This window comes from Bradyrhizobium sp. Pha-3 (assembly GCF_042258615.1).
Lineage (GTDB): Bacteria > Pseudomonadota > Alphaproteobacteria > Rhizobiales > Xanthobacteraceae > Bradyrhizobium.
The window spans coordinates 6752372-6776870 of sequence record NZ_CP170152.1; the positions used below are offsets into that span (position 1 = coordinate 6752372).

The 24499-nt window shown below is 65.6% G+C and carries 19 protein-coding genes; 6 read left to right on the top strand and 13 right to left on the bottom strand.

Annotation, left to right across the window (positions count from 1 at the left end):
- Window positions 1–49 precede the first annotated feature (49 nt).
- On the bottom strand, window positions 50–1816 hold the full coding sequence (locus ACE10Z_RS31805) for a carbamoyltransferase (RefSeq protein ID WP_375784300.1): 1767 nt from the start codon (window positions 1814–1816) through the stop codon (window positions 50–52).
- Window positions 1817–2065: 249 nt separating this feature from the next.
- Here ACE10Z_RS31805 and ACE10Z_RS31810 point away from each other — a divergent pair, with 249 nt between their 5' ends.
- From ACE10Z_RS31810 to ACE10Z_RS31825, 4 genes are read left to right on the top strand one after another with little or no spacing between them, the layout of a single operon-like run.
- A complete protein-coding gene (locus tag ACE10Z_RS31810) occupies window positions 2066–3136 on the top strand; it encodes an LLM class flavin-dependent oxidoreductase (RefSeq protein ID WP_375784301.1) in 1071 nt (356 codons plus the stop codon).
- Between the two features lie 49 nt (window positions 3137–3185).
- Entirely contained in the window at window positions 3186–4757 is a 1572-nt protein-coding gene (locus ACE10Z_RS31815; RefSeq protein ID WP_375784302.1) for an amino acid adenylation domain-containing protein, read from the top strand.
- Window positions 4754–5041, top strand: a complete 288-nt coding sequence (locus ACE10Z_RS31820; RefSeq protein WP_375784303.1) for a hypothetical protein — start codon at window positions 4754–4756, stop codon at window positions 5039–5041. The genes ACE10Z_RS31815 and ACE10Z_RS31820 overlap by 4 nt, the downstream gene beginning before the upstream one ends.
- Window positions 5042–5081: 40 nt before the next feature.
- A complete protein-coding gene (locus ACE10Z_RS31825; protein ID WP_375784304.1) occupies window positions 5082–6329 on the top strand; it encodes a hypothetical protein in 1248 nt (415 codons plus the stop codon).
- A gap of 52 nt (window positions 6330–6381) precedes the next feature.
- Here the strand turns inward: ACE10Z_RS31825 and ACE10Z_RS31830 are convergent, their stop codons facing one another.
- The 8 genes from ACE10Z_RS31830 to ACE10Z_RS31865 form a co-directional block, all read right to left on the bottom strand.
- Window positions 6382–7464, bottom strand: a complete 1083-nt coding sequence (locus ACE10Z_RS31830; RefSeq protein ID WP_375784305.1) for an isocitrate/isopropylmalate dehydrogenase family protein — start codon at window positions 7462–7464, stop codon at window positions 6382–6384.
- Window positions 7465–7597: 133 nt separating this feature from the next.
- Window positions 7598–8668, bottom strand: coding sequence for an alcohol dehydrogenase (locus ACE10Z_RS31835; protein ID WP_375784306.1), 1071 nt, complete (start codon window positions 8666–8668; stop codon window positions 7598–7600).
- Window positions 8669–8810: 142 nt separating this feature from the next.
- The gene (locus ACE10Z_RS31840; RefSeq protein WP_375784307.1) at window positions 8811–9779 is read right to left on the bottom strand and encodes an ABC transporter ATP-binding protein; all 969 of its coding nucleotides are present in this window, start codon (window positions 9777–9779) and stop codon (window positions 8811–8813) included.
- Window positions 9776–10762, bottom strand: a complete 987-nt coding sequence (locus ACE10Z_RS31845; protein ID WP_375784308.1) for an ABC transporter ATP-binding protein — start codon at window positions 10760–10762, stop codon at window positions 9776–9778. The genes ACE10Z_RS31840 and ACE10Z_RS31845 overlap by 4 nt, the downstream gene beginning before the upstream one ends.
- Window positions 10759–11628 (bottom strand): ABC transporter permease, encoded by an 870-nt coding sequence (locus ACE10Z_RS31850; protein WP_375784309.1) that lies wholly within the window; start codon window positions 11626–11628, stop codon window positions 10759–10761. Before ACE10Z_RS31850 ends, ACE10Z_RS31845 begins: the two co-directional genes overlap by 4 nt.
- Window positions 11615–12565: an ABC transporter permease gene (locus ACE10Z_RS31855; RefSeq protein WP_375784310.1), complete on the bottom strand. Its 951-nt coding sequence runs from the start codon at window positions 12563–12565 to the stop codon at window positions 11615–11617. Before ACE10Z_RS31855 ends, ACE10Z_RS31850 begins: the two co-directional genes overlap by 14 nt.
- A gap of 6 nt (window positions 12566–12571) precedes the next feature.
- Window positions 12572–14050, bottom strand: a complete 1479-nt coding sequence (locus ACE10Z_RS31860) for an ABC transporter substrate-binding protein (RefSeq protein ID WP_375784311.1) — start codon at window positions 14048–14050, stop codon at window positions 12572–12574.
- Between the two features lie 296 nt (window positions 14051–14346).
- Window positions 14347–15558, bottom strand: coding sequence for a CaiB/BaiF CoA transferase family protein (locus ACE10Z_RS31865; RefSeq protein ID WP_375784312.1), 1212 nt, complete (start codon window positions 15556–15558; stop codon window positions 14347–14349).
- A gap of 204 nt (window positions 15559–15762) precedes the next feature.
- On the opposite strand from ACE10Z_RS31865, the gene glgA reads away from it, so the two are divergent.
- Both glgA and ACE10Z_RS31875 read left to right on the top strand, forming a co-directional pair.
- Window positions 15763–17163, top strand: a complete 1401-nt coding sequence (glgA, locus tag ACE10Z_RS31870; RefSeq protein WP_375789969.1) for a glycogen synthase GlgA — start codon at window positions 15763–15765, stop codon at window positions 17161–17163.
- Between the two features lie 191 nt (window positions 17164–17354).
- Window positions 17355–18413 carry a class I SAM-dependent methyltransferase gene (locus ACE10Z_RS31875; RefSeq protein WP_375784313.1) on the top strand — a complete coding sequence of 353 codons (1059 nt, stop codon included), beginning with the start codon at window positions 17355–17357 and terminating at the stop codon, window positions 18411–18413.
- 109 nt (window positions 18414–18522) lie between these two features.
- Here the strand turns inward: ACE10Z_RS31875 and ACE10Z_RS31880 are convergent, their stop codons facing one another.
- From ACE10Z_RS31880 to ACE10Z_RS31895, 4 genes are all read right to left on the bottom strand, one after another.
- Window positions 18523–20154, bottom strand: a complete 1632-nt coding sequence (locus ACE10Z_RS31880) for a L,D-transpeptidase (protein ID WP_375784314.1) — start codon at window positions 20152–20154, stop codon at window positions 18523–18525.
- A 164-nt stretch (window positions 20155–20318) separates the two neighbouring features.
- Window positions 20319–21515, bottom strand: coding sequence for an MFS transporter (locus ACE10Z_RS31885; RefSeq protein ID WP_375784315.1), 1197 nt, complete (start codon window positions 21513–21515; stop codon window positions 20319–20321).
- A gap of 130 nt (window positions 21516–21645) precedes the next feature.
- Window positions 21646–22182 (bottom strand): PRC-barrel domain-containing protein, encoded by a 537-nt coding sequence (locus tag ACE10Z_RS31890; protein ID WP_375784316.1) that lies wholly within the window; start codon window positions 22180–22182, stop codon window positions 21646–21648.
- Between the two features lie 48 nt (window positions 22183–22230).
- Window positions 22231–24432, bottom strand: coding sequence for a glycogen debranching N-terminal domain-containing protein (locus ACE10Z_RS31895; protein ID WP_375784317.1), 2202 nt, complete (start codon window positions 24430–24432; stop codon window positions 22231–22233).
- Window positions 24433–24499 lie beyond the last annotated feature (67 nt).

Sequence of the window (24499 nt, forward strand, 5' to 3'; positions counted from 1 at the left end):
AGAATACAACGCGCCGTCAGCGCCTCCCTCGCCGGGCGGCCAGTGCCGGCTACGTCTGCCCCGCGCGGCGGACGAGCACGTTCTCGAGGAAGAGATACTCGATGCCGGTGCCGAGGAAGGTGTCGATCGCTTCGCGCGGCGTGTTGACGATCGGCTGCCCCTTCACGTTGAAGCTCGTGTTCAGCACCATTTCGCGGCCGGTCGCCCGGCCGACCGCCCGCAGCAGCGCGTGGAATTCCGGATTGTCCCTGACGCCGACCGTCTGCACGCGGGCCGAGCCGTTGACATGCGTGATCGCCGGCAGCGCGGCGCGGTGCTCGGGGCGCACGTCGGCGGTCATGATCATGTAGGGAAGCTCGAGTCCCTTCGGCACCTCGAACCACTCATCCACCTGCTCGAGGCTGACCGCCGGCGCGAACGGGCGGAAGGCTTCGCGCATCTTGACCATCGCGTTGATGCGGTCACGCATCTCGGGATGACCTGGATCGGCCAGAATACTGCGATGTCCGAGGGCGCGGGGGCCGAACTCCATGCGCCCGCGGAACCAGCCGAGCACGCGTCCGGCAGCGATAAGCCTGGCCGCCGCCGCGCAGGTCTCGTCGAGATCCGGAAAGCGCGTGATCTCGATGCGGCCGGCGGTGTCGGCCAGCGCCCTGTAGATCTCGGTTTGCGCGTATGCGGGGCCGAGGAAGGGCACCGGCATCCGGACGTTCTTCACGCCGCGGTCGCGCGATGCAGACCAGAGCGCAGCGCCGAGCGCGGAGCCATCGTCGCCGGCGGCCGGCTGCACGTAGATCTCGTCGAACAGGCCGGACTGCAGCAGCCGGCCGTTGGCGGTGCAGTTGAGCGCGACGCCGCCCGCCATCGCGAGCCTGCGCAGGCCGGTGCTGCGGCCGAAATGGCCGCAGACGTGGAGCATGACGCAGTCGAGGCATTCCTGCAGCGCCGCGGCGACGTCGCGATGGTCGTCGGTGATGTCGCCGTCGGGCGCACGTGCCGGGATCAGATGCTCGCCGAGATGGCGTCGCGTCGCGCCGTAGGTTTCGCGGTCATGACGCTCGGTATTGAGGCGGAGCAGAGGAATCCTGATCAGGCCGTCGTCGCGCAACTCCACGGCCCGCTCGAAGAAAGCACGGTGGCGGGCGGGATCGCCGTAGGGCGCCAGGCCCATGATCTTGTATTCGTCGGAGTTGAAATCGAAGCCGAGATGCAGCGTCAGCGTGGAATAGAGAATGCCGATCGAATCCTGGGCGGTGATTTCCGCGAGCTTGTCGATCACGTTGTCGTGCGCGTGATAGACGGTGACGGCGTGGACCTCGCCCATGCCGTCGAGGACCACCACCAGGCATTCGCCCCATCCGGAGGTGTAGTAGGCGCTCGCCGCGTGGGACAGATGATGGTTGACGTGGTGGACCTTGCTGGCGGGAAATCCCGGCAGATGCTCATCCACTTGCGATAGCAGTTTCTCGCGCGAGAAGACCTCCTTGTATTGCCGGGCGGAGGTCGGATCCAGCATGAACGCGGCCTTGTAGGGCGCATAGTCGAAGCCGTGAGAGATCACGTCGATGTCGGACGGCTTCAGGCCAGCGGTCTTCAGGCAGTAGCTGACAGCGCCGATCGGGAAATCGCCGGTGTGTTTCTTGCGGTTGAAGCGCTCCTCGGCGGCACCGGCGACGATCCTGCCATCGACCACCAGCACCGCAGCGGAATCGTGGCCCTGCGAGATCCGGTATTCGCGCTCCTCCAGGCCCGGCCAGTGCTTTCGCTTGAAGGGGATCGAGCTCTCGAATCCGCTGATGCCGATTACTTTCGCCATTCAACACCCCCTCGACGGATCGCGCTCAAGGGAAAATCGAGCAGATGCCGCGGCATCGTTGCAGAGAAGCCGCGGAAATCAAGGTCCGCAAAAGTGCAGTGCGCCGCCTCCGAATAGTCGGCCGGGCATTCGTTCCCATCGCTTGACGGAGTACCACCTTTGCGTCGGGGAGCTCACCAACGCATCTGCTACCATGATCCGGTTCTCCACCAGCCACGGCGTTTCGACGCCTTCGGAAGGAGGTGGATGATGGATACGTTTTCCGACATTCGGTTCGAAGTCTTCAGCACGTGCCCACAGTCTGGCGCGGTGCAGGCGGCGGACTATGTCGAACGGGTGAAGGCCGTCGCCCGCTGGAGCGAAGAGTCGGGGTGCAAAGGGATCCTGGTCTACACGGAGAATTCCCTGGTCGACCCCTGGCTCGTCTCGCAGGTCATCTTGCAGAGCACGAGGGAACTCTGTCCGCTGGTGGCGGTGCAGCCGATCTACATGCACCCGTACAGCGTCGCGAAGATGGTGAGTTCGTTCGCGCACATGTACGGACGCCGGCTCTATCTGAACATGGTCGCAGGCGGCTACACGACCGAGCTTGCGGCGCTCGGCGATGCGACGGCACACGACAAGCGGTACGCGAGGCTCGTCGAATACACCGGCATCATCAAGCTGCTGCTGGAGAACACCGAGCCGGTGACGCTCGAAGGCGAATTCCATGCCGTCCGCAATCTGCGGATGACCCCGCCGCTGCCGCGGGAATTGCTGCCCGGCATATTCGTGTCGGGCTCCTCGGAAGCCGGGCTCGCGGCGGCCAAGGCGCTGGGCGCGACGCCGGTGAAGTATCCCAAGCCGGCCGCAGAGTACGGGCAGGCCGACGCCGACTGCGTCGGCTCGGGCGTGCGCGTCGGCATCATCGCCCGCGCGAGCGCCGAGGAGGCCTGGCGGGTCGCACACGAACGCTTCCCGACCGATAAGAAGGGGCAGCTGGCGCACAAGCTGGCCATGAAGGTCTCGGATTCGGCGTGGCACAAGCAGATGTCCGATCTCGCGGCCGAGACGGCCGTCACCCAGGACACACCCTATTGGCTAGTGCCGTTCGAAAACTATAAAACTTTCTGCCCGTATCTGGTTGGCGACTACGGGGTCGTCTCCGACGAACTCGCGCGCTACGCCGCGGCCGGCTACGGGACGTTCATCCTGGACATTCCACCCACCCGCGAGGAACTGGTCCATACGGGCGAGGTCTTCGGACAGGCGCTGACGAAGGCCCGGCGTCTGAAGTCGTCAGCGCTTCGCGATCCGGCGCGTCAGGGCCTCGCAGGCTAGGCTAGGCGATCGTTCGATGGAGTTGCGCGCGGACGGATCACGACGGAGATTGTGGACGGGTTTCCTGCGCTCGGCGAAGCTGTTTCCCGACCGTCCCGCCGTCGTCACGCAGGGCACGTCGCTGTCGTATCGACAGCTGCGCGAGGTCGCCCTCCGCATCGCGGCCTGCATCCAGGCGCGTCGCGAAGGCGCGTCGCCGCTGACCGCCGTATTCGCGCATCGCAGCGCGACGGCGTTCGCCGGCGTGCTCGGATCGCTTCTGGCCGGAAACGGCTATGTGCCGCTGAACCGCACCTTCCCGGTCGAGCGGACCAGATGGATGCTCGTCCGCTCGGAGTGCCGATCGATCATCGTCGATGCGGAATCCTTGCCGCAAATGGACGCGCTGATGGCGGACGTGGACGACCCGCTGCTCGTGATCGCGCCCGGTCTCACGGATCCCCGCCCCTATCGCGAACGGTGGCCCTTGCACATCATCGTCGGAGCTGCCGATCTCGAAGGATACGCCGACTGGCGCGAGCCGGACGCACGCGAGGACGCGATCGCCTATCTGCTGTTCACGTCCGGCAGCACCGGCGTGCCGAAGGGAGCCATGGTTGCGCACCGCAACGTAGCAGCCTATGTCGATCATGTCGCGGAGCGCTTCGCCATCACGGAGCTGGACGTCGTCTCGCAGACGTTCGACATGACGTTCGACCTGTCGGCATCCGACATGTTCGTGGCGTGGGAACGCGGCGCCTGCGTATGCTGCCCCTCGCAGAAGACGCTGATCAATCCGGGGCGGTTCATCCGCGAGCAGGGATTGACGGTCTGGTTCTCGGTACCCTCGACGGTCGCGCTGATGAAGCAGTCCGGCCTGTTGAAGCCGGGAGGATTTCCCTCGCTCAGGCTAAGCCTGTTCTGCGGCGAGCCGCTGCCCGTCAGCTGTGTCGAGGCCTGGACGATGGCCGCGCCGAACAGCGTTGTCGAGAACGTCTACGGACCGACCGAGCTGACCATCGCATGCACCGGCTACCGCTGGGATCCGACGCGGACGCCGGCCGAAGCGGAGATGGGTATCGTGCCGATCGGCGCGCCGTTCCCGGGAATGGACGTGCTCGTGGTCGACGAGCACCTGAACGAGGTCGGCCCGGGCGCGGACGGCGAACTGCTGATGAGCGGTCCGCAGATGTCGCTCGGCTACTGGAAAGACCCCGAGAAGACCGCCGCGGCCTTCGTCGTTCCGCCCGGACGGCGGGAAATGTTCTACCGCACCGGCGACCGCGTGCGCCGGCCCGCCGGCGATGGTCCGCTGACCCATCTCGGCCGCTTGGACTCGCAGGTGAAGATCCTCGGCCACAGGGTGGAACTCGGCGAGGTCGAGGCCGTGGTGCGCGAGGCCTCGGGCGTCGACGGCGTCGTGGCGATCGGCTGGCCGATCACGTCGAGCGGCTATGGCGGCATCGAAGTGCTCATCGAAGGCAAGCCGTTTGATCTCGACCGACTTCGCGCGGCGGTCGCCGCCCGGCTGCCGGACTACATGGTCCCGAGACGATGGCACGTCCGCAACCGGTTGCCACGCAACGCCAACGGAAAATACGACCGCAAGGCCATGCCGGCGGTTTTGGGAGACGGCCAATGAGCGCTCCGACCACGGATGACGTCCGCGCCTTCTTCGGAGCCTTCCTCAACCGGAAGCTCCAGGACCGCGGACAACGTCCGCTGCCCGATCTCCCTGACGACTACGACCTGCTGCTGTCGGGGGCGCTCGATTCGCTGGCCTTCGTCGAGATGATGATGGCGGCGGGCGAGCACTTCGACAGGGAGATCGATTTCGAGAACCTCGATCCGGAACAGATGACGCTGATCGGCCCCCTGTGCCTGTTCGTGTCCGAACAATTGGCGCAGTCTCGGTGGCGAAATTGAGCGACCGGGTCGTCGCCGCCTTTCGGCTAGGGAGGGATTGATGGCCGGGACCCGTGCGCCGGCGCAAATTCAGACACGCTCCAGGTATCACGCCGCCGACATCCTGCTCCGTCTCCTGAAAAGCCGGCGGCGACCTGCGTCCGCTCGAGCCGAAGCGCCGCCGCTCTCCGGAGGCGCGTTGGCGCCGGCGAAGCAGCGGGAGGTCCGGTTCGCGGATTTCGAAAGCGTCGCGAGGCTGAAGGAACGCGGGGGACTTGCGAAAGACAGCCCGGAGAACTGGGATCGGCTCTGGCGACAAAATCCCGCGATGGCCGCCGCCAAATCGCAACCCAGCATGGGGTGGGTGTTGGAGACCGCGCAGGGAATTGTCGGGTACCAGGGCAACATTCCCGTGCTCTACCAGTTCGAAAGCCGAACGATGATCGCCGCGACAGCCGCCGGCCTTGTGATCGAGCCGGCGTACCGCACGCGCTGCATCGCGCTGCTGGCTTCGTTCTTCCGGCAGCGAGATGTCGATCTCTTCGTGATCACACACTCGACGGCATCCGTGGTCGATCAATCAAAAGCCCTTCATGCGAGGCCGTTGCCTCGCGCCGACTACGACAAGGTGCTGTTCTGGATTCTGGATGTCCGTCAGTTCGCGCGGGTGCTCACGGAGAAGTTCGGCCTGGGGAACAAAATGGAGACAATCGGAGCCTTCCTTGCCTCGTCAGCCCTGCGGCTGGATACGCTCCGTCGCGGGCCACGGGCCGCCCCGACGAGCAAAATAACGGAAATCGAGGTGAAGGACATCGGCGACGAGTTCGAAGCGTTGTGGCGGCGCAAATTAGGCGAGGCCCCTCGGTTGCTGGCGGACCGAAGTCCCGCCTCTCTCAAGTGGCACTTTACGCTCCCGGGAAGCTGTTCGACGGTTGCCGTGCTCTGCTGCCACCGATTCCAGCGCTTGGCGGGGTATGCCGTCGTACTGCATGCGGTTGACCACGAAACCGGTTTGCGACGGTCGATGCTCGCCGACATCCTGGTAGAGCAGGACGACCCGGACGTAACCGAGGCGCTGCTCGATGCGGCCTATGCGAACGCGGTCGCTTCGGGCGGTTATCTGTTCGAGGTGGTCGGGCTGCCCAGACATATCCGGCAGATCTTGATGAGATGGAATCCTTACGTCAGGTCGTACCCGACCGATCCGCTCGTTTACAGGACGACGAACGAGGCTCTGGCCCGCGCCCTCGAAGACGAGAGCACCTGGTACGCCGGCCCGTTCGACGGCGACGCAACACTGCTGCCGTAACGGCTCCGGCCAGCCGGCGCGGCGGAACGAAGCTGGCTCGGTCTCGTCGCGGTCAAAGCGCCGCCAGCACGGCCTTCGCGACATCGGCGGTGCCGCTGCTGCCGCCGAACTCGAACGGCTTGATGCCGCCGGCATAGATCTTGTCGACTGCACGCTCGATGCTTTCGGCGGCTTCAGCGGCGCTCTCGAGGCCGTGCTTGTCGGCGAGCCAGTCCAGCATCATCGCAGCCGACAGGATCATCGCAGTCGGGTTGGCCTTGCCCTGCCCCATGATGTCGGGCGCCGTGCCATGACACGGCTGAAACACCGCGTAGCGATCACCGATATCGGCCGACGGCGCCATGCCCATGCCGCCGATCAGACCCGCCGTGAGGTCGGACAGGATGTCGCCGAACATGTTCTCGGTCACCATGACGTCGAAGTCCCAAGGGCGCTTCACCAGCGCAGCCGCAGCCGCGTCGATGTAGAGGTGATCGGCCCTGACGTCGGGATGACGCTGCGCGGTCTCGTCGAAGATGCTGCGGAAGAATGCGAACGCCTTGAACACGTTTGCCTTGTCGACGCAAGTCAGCCCGCCGCCGGCGCGGCCGCGCGCCTTGCGGCGTTCGGCGAGCCGGAACGAGAACTCGAACAGCCGCTCGGAAGTCCGGCGCGTGATCACCATGGTCTCGCGCGCCTCGCTGTCGGTGACGACGCCCTTGCCCATCGAGGCGAACAGGCCTTCTGTCGATTCCCTGATCACGACGAGGTCGATGCCCTTCTGATCGGCGCCGACGATCGTGCTCGGCACGCCCGGGATCAGCCGCGCGGGCCGCACACCGGCATAGAGATCGAAGATCATGCGCAACTCGATCTGCGGCGCGATCTCGGTGTTATCGGGGTAGCGCACCGACGGCAGGCCGCAGGCGCCGAGCAGGATCGCATCGGCCTCCTCGCACAGCCGGATCGTGGTCTCCGGCATCGACTTGCCGGTCTCCTTGTAATGGCCAGCGCCGGCCGGCGCCTCAGTGAAGCGGAATTTGAGGCCCGCCGAGGCCTCGATCCTGCGCAGCACTTCGAGCGCCGGCGCCATCACCTCGGGACCGATGCCATCGCCACCGAGAACTGCGATGTGGAGTGCGTCGTTGGCGGACATGGGAATCTCCGGAATCGGCAGGAAGCATTGTGCTCGTCATTGCGAGCGAAGCGAAACAATCCATGCCGCCGTTTGCGGAGATATGGATTGCTTCGTCGCGAGCTCCTCGCAATGACGGATGGGCCGTGCCGCCTTACGGCGTCAGCACCGCGCGTCCGACCAGCTGGCCCTTCTGCAGATTGGTCAGCGCCTCGTTCGCCTTTGCCAGCGGCATCGGCGTGACCGGGATTGCCGGGATCTTCCTGGTCCGGACCAGGTCGAGCAGCTCCTGCGTCTCGCGCAGATTGCCGACATAGCTGCCCTGGATGGTGACCGCCTTGATCGGGATCAGCGGCAATGCCCAGGTCGCGCCGCCGCCGAACAGGCCGACGATCACGAGCTTGCCGCCCTTGGTCAGGCAGTCGAAGCCGAGCTGCGAGGTCTGGGCGTTGCCGACCAGATCGATCGCGGCGCGGATCGGCTGACCCGCCTTCTTGATGAGCTGCTCCAGCGCGTCGGGTGCCTTGCCGTCGACGGTGGCGAGCGCACCGGCGGCCTCGGCCGCCTCACGCTTCCTCGCATCGATATCGACCACGATCGCACCCTTGCCGCCCATCGCCTTCAACAGCGAGAGCGCCATCAGGCCGAGACCGCCGGCGCCGAAGATCACGATCGGCGTGTCGAGATCCTTCTCGACCTTCTTCAGCGCGCTGTAGGTCGTGACCCCCGAGCAGGCATAAGGCGCGGCGGTGACCGGATCGAGCCCCTTGAGGTCGAGCAGATATTTCGGATGCGGCACCGTCATGTGATCGGCATAGCCGCCGTCGCAATAGACGCCGAGCGCATTCGGCTTGATCGCGCACATGTTCTCGTCGCCGCCGAGGCAGGTCGGGCATTTGCCGCAGCCGAGCCACGGATAGGCCAGCGTGACATCGCCGACCTTGAGGCCGCCCTTGTCGGCGTCCTTCACGTCCGGCCCGAAAGCTATGATCTCGCCGACCGTCTCATGGCCCATCGTGCGCGGCAGCGAGACGCCGCGGTCCTTCAGCGACAGCGGCTTGCGGCCATGGCCGAGATCATAACCGCCCTCCCAGATGTGCAGATCGCTGTGGCAGACGCCGGCGGCCTTGACCTTGATCAGCACCTGCGTGCCCGACGGCTGCGGCGTCGGCTGATCGACCTCCTTCAAGGGGGCGTTGAAATCGACGACCTGGAAACTCTTCATCGCTGTTCTCCCGAAACTTGTTCTTGGCCCGGACCTTGCCACGCCTGCCCGCCCGGGACAAACGCTCAAGACCCCGTTTTCGAGCAAGCCGCCATGCAGCTCGCTCGAAGGCCAACGCGCTGCTGTTCAGAGGCGTGACTATTCAGATCAGCGGATGATGGCAAGCCGCGAATTGGCCGGGTGCAACCACGCGCAGTTCCGGCACCTCGCTGGCACAGCGCGCATCGGCCCGCGGGCAGCGGGTGCGGAAGCGACAGCCCGACGGCGGCGCGATCGGCGACGGCGGCTCACCGACCGGCACGCTCTGGGTCGGCCGGACATCCGGATCGGGCACCGGGATCGCTTCGATGAGCAGCGCGGTATAGGGATGCGCCGGCCGCGCAAACAGCTGCTCCGACGGACCGACCTCGCAGAGCCGGCCGAGATACATCACCGCGACGCGATCCGAGACCGCCTTCACCACGGCGAGGTCGTGGGCGATGAACAGCAGGGTCAGGCCGTAGCGCGCCTTCATCTCCTCCAGCAGATTGAGGATCTGCGCGCGGATCGAGACGTCGAGCGCGGACACCGGCTCGTCGCAGATCACGAATTCCGGATTGAGCACCAGCGAGCGGGCGATGCAGATGCGCTGGCATTGTCCGCCGGAGAATTCGTGCGGCAGGCGTCCGCTTACCAGCGCGGGATCGAGCCCGACCGCCGACAGCACCTCGCTGACGCGCCGCCGGCGTTCGTCGGGATCCTTGACGCCAGCGATCACCAGCGGCTCGGCGACGATATCGCCGATCCGCCGCCGCGGATTGAGCGAGGCAATCGGGTCCTGAAAGATCAGCTGCACGCGCCGGCGCATCTTGCGCAGCGCCTCGCCCTTCAGGATGGTGAGATCGTGGCCGTCGAACAGCACCTTGCCGGAGACGGCCTGCCGCAATTGCAGCACGGCGCGGCCGAGCGTGGACTTACCGCAGCCGGACTCACCGACCAGCCCCAGGGTCTCGCCACGCGCGATCTCGAGGCTGACATCGGAGACGGCATGGATGGTCTTGCCCCCCACCGAATACTCGACGACGAGATTTTCCACTTTCATCAGCGGATTGGATGCGGCCTGCAACATCATGCGCCGCCCCCCGCCGCGATCGGATGGAAGCAGGCATAGAGATGCTCCAGCGTCTCCGCCGGACTGAGCCGCGGCTTCTCCGTGCTGCAACGCCCGGCGGAATAGCGGCAGCGCGGCGAGAACGAGCAGCCCTTCAGCGGCCGGGTCGGATCGGGCGGCCGCCCCGAAATCGCCGGCAAGGGCGTATGCGGCGGCACGTCGAGCTTCGGCAGCGCGGCGAGCAGCGCTTCGGTGTAGGGCATCCGCATCTGCTTGAACAAGGCAGGCGTCGGCGCGCGCTCGACGACGCGCCCCGCATACATCACCGCGACCTCGTCGGTGCGGCCGGCGACCACGCCGAGGTCATGCGTGATGATGATCATCGCCATATGACGGCGCTGCTGCTCGCGTGCCAAGAGATCGAGGATCTGCGCCTGGATCGTGACATCGAGCGCGGTGGTCGGCTCGTCCGCGATCAGGAGCTTCGGCTCGCAGGACAGCGCCACCGCGATCGCGACGCGTTGGCGCATGCCGCCGGAGAGCTGGTGCGGATACTGCCTCAGCCGCTGCTCGGGCGCGGGAATGCCGACCGCCGTCAGCAGCTCGACGCTGCGCTGCCTGGCCTGGGCAAGATCGAGCTCGAGATGTTCCTGGATGGTCTCGATCAACTGGGTGCCGATGGTCAGCACCGGATTGAGCGAGGTCATGGGATCCTGGAACACGACCGCGAGCGAGCGGCCGCGCAGCTTGCGCAATTTCTCCGCCGACAGCGTCGTGAGATCCTGTCCGTCGAACATCACGCGGCCGGACAGCTTGGCCTTCTTGGGCAGCAGTTGCAGGACAGCCCGCGACAGCATGGTCTTGCCGCAGCCGGACTCGCCGACAATGCCGAGCGTCTTGCCGGCGCCGACGGCGAGATCGACATGATCGACCGCCCGCAGATTGCCCCGCGGCGTCGGCAGGTCGACCACCGCATCCTCGACCGAAAGCAGGGCACCGCTCATAGCGCACCTTGCCTCGGGTCGGTCAGCGCGCGCATCGTGTCGCCGATCAGGTTGAACGAAAGCACCGTCAGGAACATCGCAATCGCCGGAATGAAGGCGAGCTGCGGCGCCACCTCGAGGCTTTCGCGCCCCTCCCCGATCATGCTGCCCCAGCTCGAGATCGGCGGCGGAACGCCGAGACCGAGGAAGGACAGCGAGCCCTCTACCACGATGGTGACGGCGACGCCGAGCAGGAAGAAGGCGATGAGCGGCAACAGCACGTTGGGCAAGAGCTCACGCAGCAGGATGCGTGCATGGGTGGCGCCGAGCGCCTGCGCTGCGATGACGAATTCGCGCCGTGCCAGCGTCAGCGTCGCCGCCCGCGCCACCCGCATGAAGGCCGGAATGCCGAGCACGCCGAGGATGCAGGTCAGGTTGAAGATCGACTGGCCGAGAAAGGCGGTGACCGCAAGCGCCAGGATCAGCGGCGGGAACGCCAGCAGCACATCCATGCTGCCGACCACGAAGGATTCGAAACGGCCGCGGAAATAGCCGGCGAGGATGCCGAGCGCGCCGCCGATGGTGACCCCGATCATCGGTGCGCAGAGGCCGACGATCAACGAGATGCGGGCGCCATAGATCAGCCGCGACAGCTCGTCCCGGCCGAGGCCGTCGGTGCCGAACCAATGCTCGGCCGAGATCGGCGCCCGCCGCTCCAGCATGTCCATGTCGGTTGGGCTCGGCAGCGGCAACAAATCGGCGAAGATCGCGACCGCGAACACCAACACCATCCAGCCGATCGCGCACCAGAACAGCATGCCGAGCCGGCGCCTGCGTCGCGCCGGCGTCGCTTCGGTCTCGTCGAGGCTGAGCTCAAGCGTGGCCATGGCGGATCCTCGGGTCGAGCACGGCGTAGAGTAAGTCGACGATGAAGTTCATGATCACGAAGCCCGCCGCGACCAGCAGCACCACACCCTGCAGGATGATGAGGTCGCGGGTATAGATCGCGCCGACCAGGAGGCGCCCGATCCCCGGCAACGCGAAGATCGATTCGACGATCACGGCGCCGCCGATCAGCCGGCCGATATTGATGCCGGTGATGGTGACGAGAGTCAGCGACGACGGCTTCAGTGCGTGCACGAACAGGATGCGCGAGGGCTTCAGGCCCTTCGCCTTGGCGAGCGCGATATAGTCCTCCTGAAGCGCCGCGATCATGTCGGAGCGCAGCACGCGCATGATGCCCGGCCATTCCGCAAGCCCGAGCGTGAGCGCCGGCAGCACCATGAAGCGCAGGTTGGCGACCGGGTCCTCGGTGAACGGCACGTAGCCCGTCGCCGGCAACAGCCGCAGCTCGACCGCAAACAGGTAGATCAAGAGGATCGCGGACAGGAAGGTCGGCACCGACAGCATGCCGAAGGCCGATCCGGTCATGAAACGGTCGAACGCGGAGCCCGCCTTGGCGGCGCAGGCGATTGCCAGCGGCACGCCGATCGCAAGCCCGATCAGCTCGGCCAGGATCATCAGCTCGAACGACACCGGGATACGCTCGCTGACAGCCTGCCACACGGTCTGCCCGGTGCGGAACGAGCGTCCGAAATCACCCTGCAGGATGTGCCACAGCCAGCCGAGATAGCGCAGCCAGATCGGCTGATCGAGCCCCATGTCGTGACGCAGGGCCGCGACGTTCTCGGGCGTCGCCTGGTCGCCGAGGATCACGTAAGCGAGATCGCCAGGCAATAGCGAGGCGATGACGAAGGTCAACACCGAGACCGCAATCAGCACCGGCACCAGGTACAGGAGCCGGCGCGCAACGAAGAACAGCATGAAACGCTATTCCTTCCAGGCGTAGGAGACGTCGAGCACCCCGTTGAACATTTTCGGCACGCCCTTCACCTTCGCGCTCGAGATCGCGTAGTAGGTGTTCTGGAAGCTCCAGAACCAGATCGCCTCCTTGTTGATCAGGCGGCTGATCGCGCAATAATCCTCGGTGCGCTTGGCGACGTCGGCGGTGGTTCGCGCATGCTCCAGCAGGCGGTCGAGCTCCGGATCGGAGAAGTTCGCCAGCGCCACCGGGCTGCCGGTGTGGAAATTGGCGTACATCTGCGGATCGGGATCGGCGAGATCGACGATGCGCCACGGCGTGAGCTGGAACTGGCGCATGAAGGCACGCGGCACGATGGTGGCCTGATCGACCTGCTCGATCTCCATGTTGGCGCCGACCCGCTTCCAGAGCTGCTGCAGCACCTGGCCGATGGTGCGGCCGCGCGGCGTCGCCGACACGATCATCTTGAAGTCGACCGGCTTGCCGTAGTCCTTGAGCAGCGCCTTGGCTTTCGCGGTATCTTCCGGCAGCGCGCCGTCGTCCTTGCATTTGACCCAGGAGCCATCGCCATAGGGATTGGTGGCCGGCCGCGCCAGGCCGTTGGTGATCGCCTGCGATATCTTCTTGCGGTCGAGCGCCATCACCAGCGCCTGGCGCACGCGGACGTCGTCGAACGGCGCCGCCTTGGTATTGAACGCGTAGACCTGCGCGCCGGAGCCCGCGTAGGAATGCACGGTCAGGCTCTGGTCCTTCTGTGCCTTGACGATGTTGTCGGCGTCATATTCGTCGTCCCAGATGACATCGGCCTCGCCCGATTGCAGGGAGGCAAAGCGCGACTGCGCGTCCGGCAGGGGCTTGAGGATGATGCGATCGAGATAAGGCTTGCCCTTGTCCCAGTAGTCCGGATTCTTCTCCAGCACCATCCGATCGCCGGCGTTCCAGGATTTCAGGATGTAGGGACCGGTACCGACCGGGTTGCGATTGTAATCATCGCCCTTGGTCTTCCACGCGGTCGGCGACTGCATCACATTGTTGGAACTCTGGATCGACTGCGTCGCCGGGAAGTTCACCGCCGGGTCGCTGAAATTGTAGCGCACCGTGAGGTCATCAATGACATCCACGCTCTTGATGCTGGTAATGTAGAACGCGCAGCGGCACTTGTTGGCCGGATCCTTCTGGCGGTCGAAATTCTCCTTCACCGCCTGCGCATTGAACGGCGTGCCGTCGTGGAATTTGACGCCCGGCCGCAGCTTGATGGTCCAGGTCTTGAAGTCCTCGGCATGCTCCCAGGACAGCGCGAGCTTCGGCTTCGGCTCGCCCTTCTCGTCGAGCGTCATCAGCGTGTCGAAGATCGCGGCTGCCGCGGTGTTGGCCGACGTATCGTAAACGCCGACTTTGAGCGGGTCGAAGCCCGGGATGTCCAGCTCCTGGCCGACGGTGAGCGTACCGCCCTGCTTTTGCGCATGGGCCGGTGCAGCTGACGCCACTGCGCCTAATCCCGCCACAAGAAATATGCGCGCAACTGCGTGCGCGCGCCCGGCCAGCTTCATCGATGCTCCCTCCCAAGTGGGCGACGTCCGGTGTTCCGGATCGTCGTACGTTGGGAGGCAGCTTGTCCGGAATCGCTGCGCGCGACAAGACTGTAAAACGGATGAAAAGCCGCAGGCAGATCACGATGCGATCACGCGGACCCGCATCGTGATCTCGTCGACCCGTTTGAGTACGATCCTTTCGGCCGATATCCCCTTTGCGCCAATGCGGCCCCCCAGACCCGGATCGTGCTCTAGCTGCGCGCCGTCTTTGCTGGTTGCGCTGCGAAGCCTGCGATCTGATCGTCGGAGAGCCCGATCTCCTTCAGATAGGACCGTGTGTGCTCGCCGAGCGTCGACATCCGCTTGCGCGCGCCAACCGCCGCGCCGGACATCCGGAACGGCAGATTGAGCACCTTGAAGCTGCCGCCGCCGTCCTCGACCTCGGCCAGTGCACCGCGATGGGCGATTTGCGGATCGGCGAGCGCCTCGCGCACGGTGCGATAGGCCGACGACGGCACGCCATATTCATTGAGGGCGGCAAGACAGGCCTGCGTGCTGACCGAACGCGACCACGCCTCGACACCCTCCATCAGGCCGGCCCAATTGTCTCGCCGATCAGAATATTTGGCGAAGCGCGGATCGGACACCCATTCCGGCCGGCCGATTACCTGCATCAGGTTCTGGAACGTCTTCTCGCTGGCGATCGCCACCATCACGTAGCCGTCGGTGGTTTCGATCGGGCCGAACATCGGCCGCTGGGTTTGCTTCACTTCGAATTGCGACCACTGCAGTTCGTTCAGGGTCAGGCTCAGCATCGATTCCAGCATCGAAACGTCGATATGCTGGCCCTTGCCGCTGGCACCGCGCTGATAGAGCGCCGCCGAGATCGCCCCGAAAGCGTAGACCCCGGTCAGCACGTCGGCATGGTAGATGCCGCAATAATCCGGCCTGGTGCGGCCCGGCTGGTAGGAGAGATGCGCCATCTCGTAGCCCGACGCGGCATGGATCACCGGCGCATAGGCCGGCAATTCCGCCGATGGACCGGTCTGGCCGTAGCCGGAGATCGAGCAGAAGATCAGCTTCGGATTGATGTCGCGGATCGAGGCATAGTCGAGCTTCAGGCGCCGCATCACGCCGGGGCGGAAATTCTCCACCAGCACGTCGGCGGTCGCGATCAGGCGCCGCACGGCTTCGACGCCGGCCGGCGACTTCAGGTCGAGCACCAGACTGTTCTTGCCGATATTGAGTTGGCCGAACGCCGTCGAGCAATGGTTGCGCACCGGCGGCCGCGTCCGCATGGTCTCGCCTTCGGCGGGCTCGATCTTGATCACCTCCGCGCCCATGTCGGCGAGCATCCGCGTGCAATGAGGTCCGGCAATCGTGGTCGAAAAATCGAGCACGCGAAGGCCGTCAAAGCTCCGTGTCAAATTCCCCTCATCGTCAGCGGCTATTGTCGTTGCCAAGGCTTTCTCCAGCTTCGTCGTTTCCGTTGTTCGGCGTCGCGCGACCCTAAAGTGAGCCGCCCTGACAGGAAAGCGTCTCGTCCAGACCGGGACCGCGGGCCGTCTTGCATTTTACTCAAAGGCAGATTGGACCCGATCTTGCATGAGCCCTGTCACGGGCTGGAACGAGGGCGCTTGTTGAAGGTCTTATTCGTCACGACCGAGATGGACGATTTCGTCCGCGTGGGCGGGCTCGGCGCCGTTTCCGCTGCACTTCCCCGGGCGCTCCGCTCCTGGAGCGACGTCAGGATCATGCTTCCCGGCTACCGGGACGTGGTCGAACAGTTCACTCATATTGAAATCGTTGGACAATGCGAGGCCCTCGCCGAGATGCCGGCCTGCAGGCTCGGGCGCGCATCGACCAAAGACGGGCTGCCGGTCTACGTGCTGCTGTGTCCGCAGCTGTACGACCGGCCGGGCAATCCCTATGGCGACGAGTCCGGCCGCGACTGGCCCGACAACGACATCCGCTTCGGCCGCTTTGCGTCCGCCGCTGCCGAACTTGCAGCCGGAACGCTGGACAAGAATTGGGCAGCGGACCTCGTTCACGCCAACGACTGGCAGGCCGCGCTCACACCGGCCTACCTCGCATGGCGCGAGGCTCGGATTCCGTCGATCCTGACCATCCACAATCTCGCCTATCAGGGCCTGTTTCCGCGGGACTCGCTGCGGCGGATCGGCGCGCCGGAAAGCTCATTCCACATCGACGGGCTGGAGTTCTACGACAAGCTATCCTTCCTCAAGGGTGGCCTCGTCTACGCCTCGCATCTGACCACGGTCAGCGCGACCTATGCGAGGGAGATCACCACCGCCGAGCTCGGCTGCGGCCTGGAGGGCCTGCTGCGCGTGCGCTCCGACGCCGACCAGCTGACCGGCATCCTCAACGGCATCGACGAGAGCTGGGACCCGCGCCACTGCGCACAGCTCGCGCAGCCGTTCGGCGCCGGCGACTGGAAAGGCAAGCAGGCCAACGCCGACTATGTCCGCCGGCAATTCGGCCTTGCGGTCTCGCGCGGGCCGATCTTCGGCCTGGTCGCGCGGCTCGTGCACCAGAAGGGCGTCGACCTCGTGCTGTCGGCCGCCGACGAGATCATCCGGGACGGCGGACAGATCGTCGTCACAGGCAGCGGCGAGCCCGCGATCGAGGATGCGCTGGTGGCCGCGCACCGGCGCCGGCCCGACGCGATCGGCGTCATCATCGGCTTCAACGACGCGCAGGCACGCCGGATCTTCGCCGGCAGCGATTTCACCCTGATGCCGTCGCGCTTCGAGCCCTGCGGCCTCAGCCAGATGTATGCGCAGCGCTTCGGCTCGCTGCCGATCGGCCACCAGACCGGCGGGCTTGCGGAGACCATCGCCGACGGCGAGACCGGCTTCCTGTTCGCCCAGCCGTCGGCAGAATCCTTCCTCGGCGGCGTCAGGCGCGCGTTCGACGCCTATCGCGCCAAGGATCGCCTCAACGCCATGCGCGCCAGCGCGATGGCCAAATCCTACAGCTGGGACCTGTCGGCCGCCTGCTACGGCACGCTGTACAGAAAACTGATCATGCCGCGGGCAGCGGCGTAAGGCGCCCGCCTCGCAGGCTTGTGAAGTCGCCACGCTGGCATCCCAGCCGCCTTGTGACATTCAGCCTGCGCCGCCGAACCCATTCGTGCGATGATGTCCGCGCCCAAGCCGGTCTGCCTGGACGATAGCGCACACATGAAATTGGCAATGATGGACTTTTTGCAAAAACCCAATTGCGATGGAGCAACATCATGGACGTCAACGAGGAGCGTCTTAATTCATTCATGGGAAAGATGATTGGCGATGTCGGCGCGGCGATGAACGCCTCGCTGATGCTGCTGGGAGACAAGCTCGGACTCTACAAGGCTCTCGCGCAGCAAGGACCAATGAACGCCGCGGCGCTGGCCAAGGCGACAGGAACAGCCGGACGTTACGTTCAGGAATGGCTGTCGGCGCAGGCGGCTTCCGGCTACGTCGAATACGACAGCGCCACCGGAAAATTCTCGATGCTGCCCGAGCAGGCGCTTGCGCTCGCCGACGAGGAGAGCCCGGTCTTCCTCGGCGCCGTGGGAAGCCTTGTCGGGGCGACGTTTCTCGACGAGCCGAAAATTACCGACGCGTTCAAGACCGGCAAGGGCGTCGGCTGGAACAAGCGCAGCGAGTGCCTGTTCTGCGGCACCGCCCGTTTCTTCCGCACCAGCTACAAGCACTATCTGGTGCAGGAATGGCTGCCGGCGCTCGAGGGCGTCGTCGACAAGCTGAAGAAGGGTGCGGTCGTCGCTGACGTCGGCTGCGGCCACGGCGTCTCGACCCGGTTGATGGCGGAAGCGTTTCCGAAATCAACCTTCTACGGCTTCGACTACCATGACGGCTCGATCCAGACGGCACGGATGGCTGCGAAGGAGGCGGGGTTGTCGGACCGCGTCCATTTCCAGACGCACTCCGCCAAGGACTTCCCGGCCAACAAGTATGACCTGGTGTGCTTCTTCGATTGCCTGCACGACATGGGCGACCCTGTCGGCGCGCTCAAGCACACCCGCTCCACCCTCGCCGACGACGGCACTTGCCTGTTGATCGAGCCGTTCGCCAACGATCGGCTGGAGGACAACCTCAATCCGATCGGGCGCGTCTACTACGCAGCGTCGACGATGATCTGCACGCCGGCGTCGCTGGACCAGGAGGTCGGGCTTGCGCTCGGCGCGCAGGCTGGCGAGACCCGGCTGCGCGAGGTGGCGCGCCAGGGTGGCTTCTCACGCTTCCGCCGCGCAGCGGAAACGCCGTTCAACCTGATCCTGGAAGCTCGCCCGTAACGCAGGCAACAGCACGGCACGACTGGGCGGCGGCGTCGATCCGCCGTCCAACTCTCACAATGGTGGTCTGATCTCTGGGCGGCTCGTTACAGCCCGCGCCGGTCGCGCCCTACCACCAGTCGCGTTGCGATTGCCAGTAGTTCTGGCCGCCGCGCCGGCGCGGATTGGCGGATTGAGGATTGCCATAATACGGGGAGCCGTACTGGGTCGGCGCCTGAGGATTGCCGTATTGGGGATAGCCGTATTGGGTGCCCGACTGGGGATTCCAGCTGCGCTGAGAGAAGAAGCCGAATCCGTCCCCGTCCCCGCTCGCGACCATGTCGTCGGTTTCCATCGGCCGGGTCGGCTTGCGTGTGATGAAACCGCCTTGGGGCTGGTTGCTCAGCACGGCAACGAACTCGGTGCGGTAGTTGGTCTCGGCGCTCAGCGGCTCGTCCGAGATGATGATCGACGAGCGCGGCACGGCGGTCGGCGCGATGCGATCCAGCACATCTTGCGGGATGGTGACGCGGTCGAGCGCGTCCTTGGCGTTGTCGCCGTCGTCGATCGTCACCTCGGTCCAGCGCAGGCTTCCGTCGTTATTGCGGGCCATCGCCGTGAAGATATGCGTGCCGATCGGCTGGTCCGGATCGCGGATGGTGACGGGAACCTCAATGCTCGAGTCGAACACTTCGCCACCGTCCGCCCATGGCTTATGGGTGTTGCGCCGGACATAGAGCTTCTGCGTCGCGCGGCTGATGTAGACGGAGACCGGCTCGAGCGCGAGCTTCGCCTCGGTCGCCGCCTTCTGGGTATCGGCCTTCCTGGTCTCGGCCGCCTTGGCGGCGTCCTTTGCGGCCGCTGCGGCGTCGAGCTTCGGCTTGGCGTCGCCCTGGGCCGCCTCGAACTGCGTCGTCGCTTCCGCGGCCTTGGCGGCGGCCTTCTGCTTCAGATCCTCGGCGCGCGCCTTGGCCTGGTCGGTCTTGGCATTGGCGAGCGTCTTGTCGGCGAATGCGAGTTCGGCGTCGGCACGGGTCTTGGCCTTTTCCAGCTTGCGCAATGACGCCGGCGTGAACAGTGCAGCTTCCTTGGTCGCGGCCACGGAGGCCTTCTTTGCCTCGTCGGCAACCTTGGCGGCATCCGCGGCTTCGCGGGACAGTGACTCAGCACGCGCCGGAGCAGCCGCGATGGCCTGGGCGTTCGGCACGAACAGCGCGGGGTGGGTGAAATCCACCGGGGCCGGGTCGTTCGGCGCGATGATCACCCGCATCCCGATCCGGGTCCTGTCGAACAGCTTCTCGGCGAAGTCATAGGGCATCCGCACGCAGCCGTGAGAGGCCGCATAGCCGGGCAGCGGGCCGCCATGCAGCGCGATGCCGTTCCAGGTGATGCGCTGCATGTTCGGCATCCAGGCATCGTCATAAAGGGTCGAGTGGTGGTCCTTGTCCTTCTCGATCAGCGCAAAGACGCCGGCCGGCGTCTCGCGTCCCGTGACGCCGCTCGACACCGGCGCGCGGTAGATCCAGCCGTCGGCGTCGTAGAAAGTCACCTTCTGGGCCTTGATCGACACGATCGCCATGATCGGCTCACCCGCGGCGCGCGGCGCGGTCGCCTCGACCGTTGCCGCAGGACGCTGCTGCTTTGCCGCGGCGCCGCCGGTCAATGACGCAAGTGTGACCATCGCCGCGAAGGTCACAAAGGCGGGAGGCCCCCAACGCCGCATCGCTCCGGTGATCTGCGCCGTCGTCGTTCGAATTACCATGCCATTCCTCGGTCGAAATGCCTGCCCGCGCTGCGTCGATCCCTACCAGATCACGATTTTGGATTGATTAATCCCGGGGACCATCGGCTCGTTCCAGCAGCAAATCACTCATATATGACGGCGCATGCATGAGGAAGGGCGCCGCTGGGCCAAACCTGCCTGCGTCATGTCGTTCGCCGCGTCTCCGGCATCACCAGCCAGATCATAAACAGCCCCAGCGCGGCGACGCCGGCCAGGCCCATGAAGGCGGTGCTGCTGCCGAGCTTGTCGCTGACATAGCCGGCCAGCACGGTGCTGAGCGACGCGCCGATGCCGACCGCGGTTCCGACGATGCCCTGCGCCAGGTTGAAATGGCCGCTGCCGAACGCCACGTCGGCGACGATCAACGGCACCATGACGCTGAAGATCGCCGCGGTGATGCCGTCAAAAATCTGCACCATGACCAGCAGATAGGGATCCCGCACCGTTGCGAACAACAGGCCGCGGATCACGAGCGAGGCAAATGCGATCAGCAGCAGCGGCCGCCGGCCCCAGGCCTGGGCCTTGCGACCGACCGACGGCGAGCACAATGCGACGATCGCCTGCGGCACGATGATGCAGGCGGCGATCAGCACCGGCGCCCACTGGCTCGACCGTGTCGTGACGACGCCCGCCATCAGCGGCAGCATCGCGGCATTGGCCAGTTGGAACAGCATCATCGCGCCGGCAAAGATCAAGAGCGATCGCTGCCGCACCAGACCGACGATACTGGTCGCTCGTTTGTCGGGAACCTCGCGCTTCACCTCTCCATGGGCCTGCGCGATGTCGATCTCGCGCTCGCGGATCCGCGCCAGCGACAGCAGCGTCGGGATCGCAAGGATGAAGGTCACGAGGAACACCGATCGGCTCGACAGGAAATAGCCGCAGGCGCCCATCAGCGCCGCGGCCGAGCCGCTGCCGAGCGAGGCAAAGCGCGCATTGCGGCCGAGCCGCTCGCCGATCGCCAGCGGTCCGACCAGGCCGAGGCTGATCGCGGCGATCGCCGGCCCCAGCACGCAGCTTGCGAGCGCGTGCAGTGTGGCGGCGAGCGTCACCACCGGAAAGATCGGCCAGAGCGCGTAGGCCAGCGCGGCGGCGCCAATCGCGGCCACCGCCCAGCCCGCGACGACCCGCTCCGAGCGCGCCGCATCGACAATCGCTCCGCCGGGCATCTGGCCCAGCAGGCCGATGATGCCGCCGATCGAGAGCACGAAGCCGATCTCGACCTGGGTCCATTTCTGCGTCGTCAGGTAGACCGCGATGAACGGGCCGAAGCCGGTTTGCACGTCGGCCAGGAAGAAGATGAACCAGTCGAGCCCGCGCTGGCTTTCGCGCGACGGCATCCGCGGTTCCTCGGGACTGGGTTGATCGGAGACAACCGGCACAATTCTGGTGCCGCCGGCTGATCGCTCGCCACGACCGTCGCCAACCGTCTCGACGGAAGAGTTCGGACGCGCGACCAGCTTTAGCCCCCTAATGTTCGTAATCCCATGGATGAAGATTGCCGGCCGCGCCAAGCACGATCAGCGGCGTATCTTCCTTGTATTCCGGCGCAGCGCTCACCTGCTGCTTGTTGAGGTCCAGCGTGATGCTGTCGCTCTTGCTGGAAACGCCGGCGAAACGCAGTGCGTTCCAGTCGACCACGATCTTGCGGCTGCCGACGCCCAGAAAGCCGCCGAAATCGATCACCGCGGCGCGGACCTTGCCGTCGCGGTCGACGATGACGTCGACGATGCGGCCCATGTCCTCATTGGCGGAACTGCGCACGTCGCGCCCGAGAATGCCGTGCGCATCGCGCGCGCCGATCACGGTCACCGAAGGCGGCGGCGACTGTTCCTTGGCCTGCTCCTTCGGCGCAGCGGCTGCTGGCGGCGGAGGAGTTGCTGGCGTCGCCTGAGCCGCCGGCGGCGGCGATGGCGTCGGCGCCGGAGCTTCGTCGTCAGCGGCACGAACACCCGCGCATGTCAGCAGCGCCGCTCCAACCAGCATCACCATGATCCTCGGACGCATATTACTCTCCCCACGATTTTCCGGCGCGCGCGTGCCGTGTGTCGACGCTCAATGCGTCAGCACGATCGACACCTGGATCTGACCGCGCGTGCGCAACACTTCGAGTGACACCTCGTCGCCGTGGCGGCGCAGCCGCAAATCGACGCTGGACGCGCCGAGCCTGAGGTCGCGCAGCACGACGTCGTTGAGGAATTCCGGCAGCCGCGGATCGCGCAAGCGGATCTCGCCGCGCGTGGTGTCGAACTCCAGTCCGAGTGCAGCCTCCAGCAGCGTGAACGGCGTCGCGCTCGCCCAGGCCTGCGGGGCGCAGGCCACCGGATAAAGCACCGGGCCGCGCCGGCGCTCGCGGCGGAAGCCGCAGAACAGCTCTGGCAGCCGCCGCAGCTCCATATAGCTCGCGGCATCGAACAGCCCCTTGAACAGATGCGCGACCGAATGCTTGAGGCCGTAGCGGGCAAATCCGAGTGCGATCAGCGCATTGTCATGCGGCCAGATCGAACCGTCGTGATAGGACATCGGGTTGTAGCGCGCCTCGCCTGCGGCGACGGTGCGGATGCCCCAGCCCGAGAAGAATTTCTGGCTCATCAGGCCGGCGGCAACCCGGCGCGCGCGGTCTTCGCGCACCATGCCGGAAAACAACGTCTGTCCGGCATTCGACGTCCGCACCTTGCACGGCTGCTTGGCGCCGTCGAGCGCGAGCGCATAGGTGCCGAGCTCCTCGCACCAGAACGCCGCCTCGAACCGCTCGCGCAGCCGCTCGGCCTCGGCGTCCAGCTTTGAGGCCTTGTCCGCGAAGCCGAGCGTGCGCGCCGCTCGCGCGGCAAGCTGCTTGCCGGCGAACACATAGCCCTGCACTTCCGCCAGCGCGATATTGCCCTCGGCAAGCGTGCCGTCGGCGTGGAAGATGGCGTCGAAGGAGTCCTTCCAGCCTTGATTGCGAAGACCTTCATCCGTAGCGCGCTGGTACTCGATAAAACCGTCGCGATCGGGATCGCCCGGGCCGTCGATCCACTGCAAGCCGGCCTCGACCGCCGGCCACAGCTCACGCAACGTCTCCAAATCGCCGGTGCGCTCCAGATAGAGCCCGGCGAGCAGCACGAACAACGGGGTCGAATCGACGCTGCCGTAGTAGTGCGCGAACGGCACCTCGCGCAGCGCCGCCATCTCGCCGCCGCGCATCTCGTGCAGGATCTTGCCCGGCGCCGCATCCGCCAGCGGATCGACCGCCTTGGCCTGGAACAGCGCGAGCCGCTTCAGCACGCCCCTGGCGATCCGCGGATCGACCCACAGCATCTGCAGCGCGGTGATCAGCCCGTCGCGGCCGAACGTCGTCGAATACCAGGGAATGCCGGCATAGGGATAACGGCCCTGCGGCGTCTCCGTCATCAGCATATTGAGGTCGGCCATCGCCTGGCACAACACCTCGTTGAAGATGTTGTTCGAGGTCTCGATGCTGGCCGCGCCGGCCGACGAATTCCGCATCTCCCTCCGATGCGCCAGCAGCCCGCGGAAGAACGGCACCGGCTTCTGCATGATCGGCTTGTTGCAGGACACCGCGACGAACAGCGAGGTGACCTGCCCGGGCTCGAGGTCGAAATGATAGGTCGCAGTGTTGACCGACAGCCGGGTCGGCCGCGGATCGAAATGCAGCGCGGTGATCCGCGTCTGCTCGTCGAGGCCGCAATATTCCAGCACGACGTCGGTCGGGCCGAGCAGCTTGCTCGAGCCGATGCCACGCCGCGGCCGCCGCTCGCCGCGCACCTCGAACAGGTCGGCGAAATCATTGTCGAACAGCAGCGTGAGATCGAAGCTTGCGGCAAGATCGCCGTGGTTCTGCAGGCCGATGCGCTGATAGGCGGTGCCGCGCCACAGGAAGATCGAGCGCACGATGTGCAGCGTGTCCTTCTGCAAGGTCAGACGGCCGTCGCGATAGACGTCGGAATTGGTCAGATCGACCGTCAGCGCCGAATTGTCGTCGCGCATGTTGGAGCCGAGCAGCAGCGGCTGCACGTCCTCCAGCACCATTTCCAGCCGCGCGAGATAGCGCGTATCGGCATTGAACAGACCGTCCGGCCCACCGGCCGAGGCACCGATATCGCCATGACTGTCGAGCACGATGAAGGTGTCGTCATGCTTGAGCGAGCGCCGCGGCCGCGCCGCGGGCCCGGTCATAGGAATGTAGAACGGCGATTCGGCGACGTGCTCGATGATGCGAGCAGTGATGATCTGCGTAACGACGTCAGCTGCCATCTGAACCTCTGGCGACTCTGCTTGGCCTGAATCTCGGCTCGAACGAACGCATCGGAACGCAAGAACA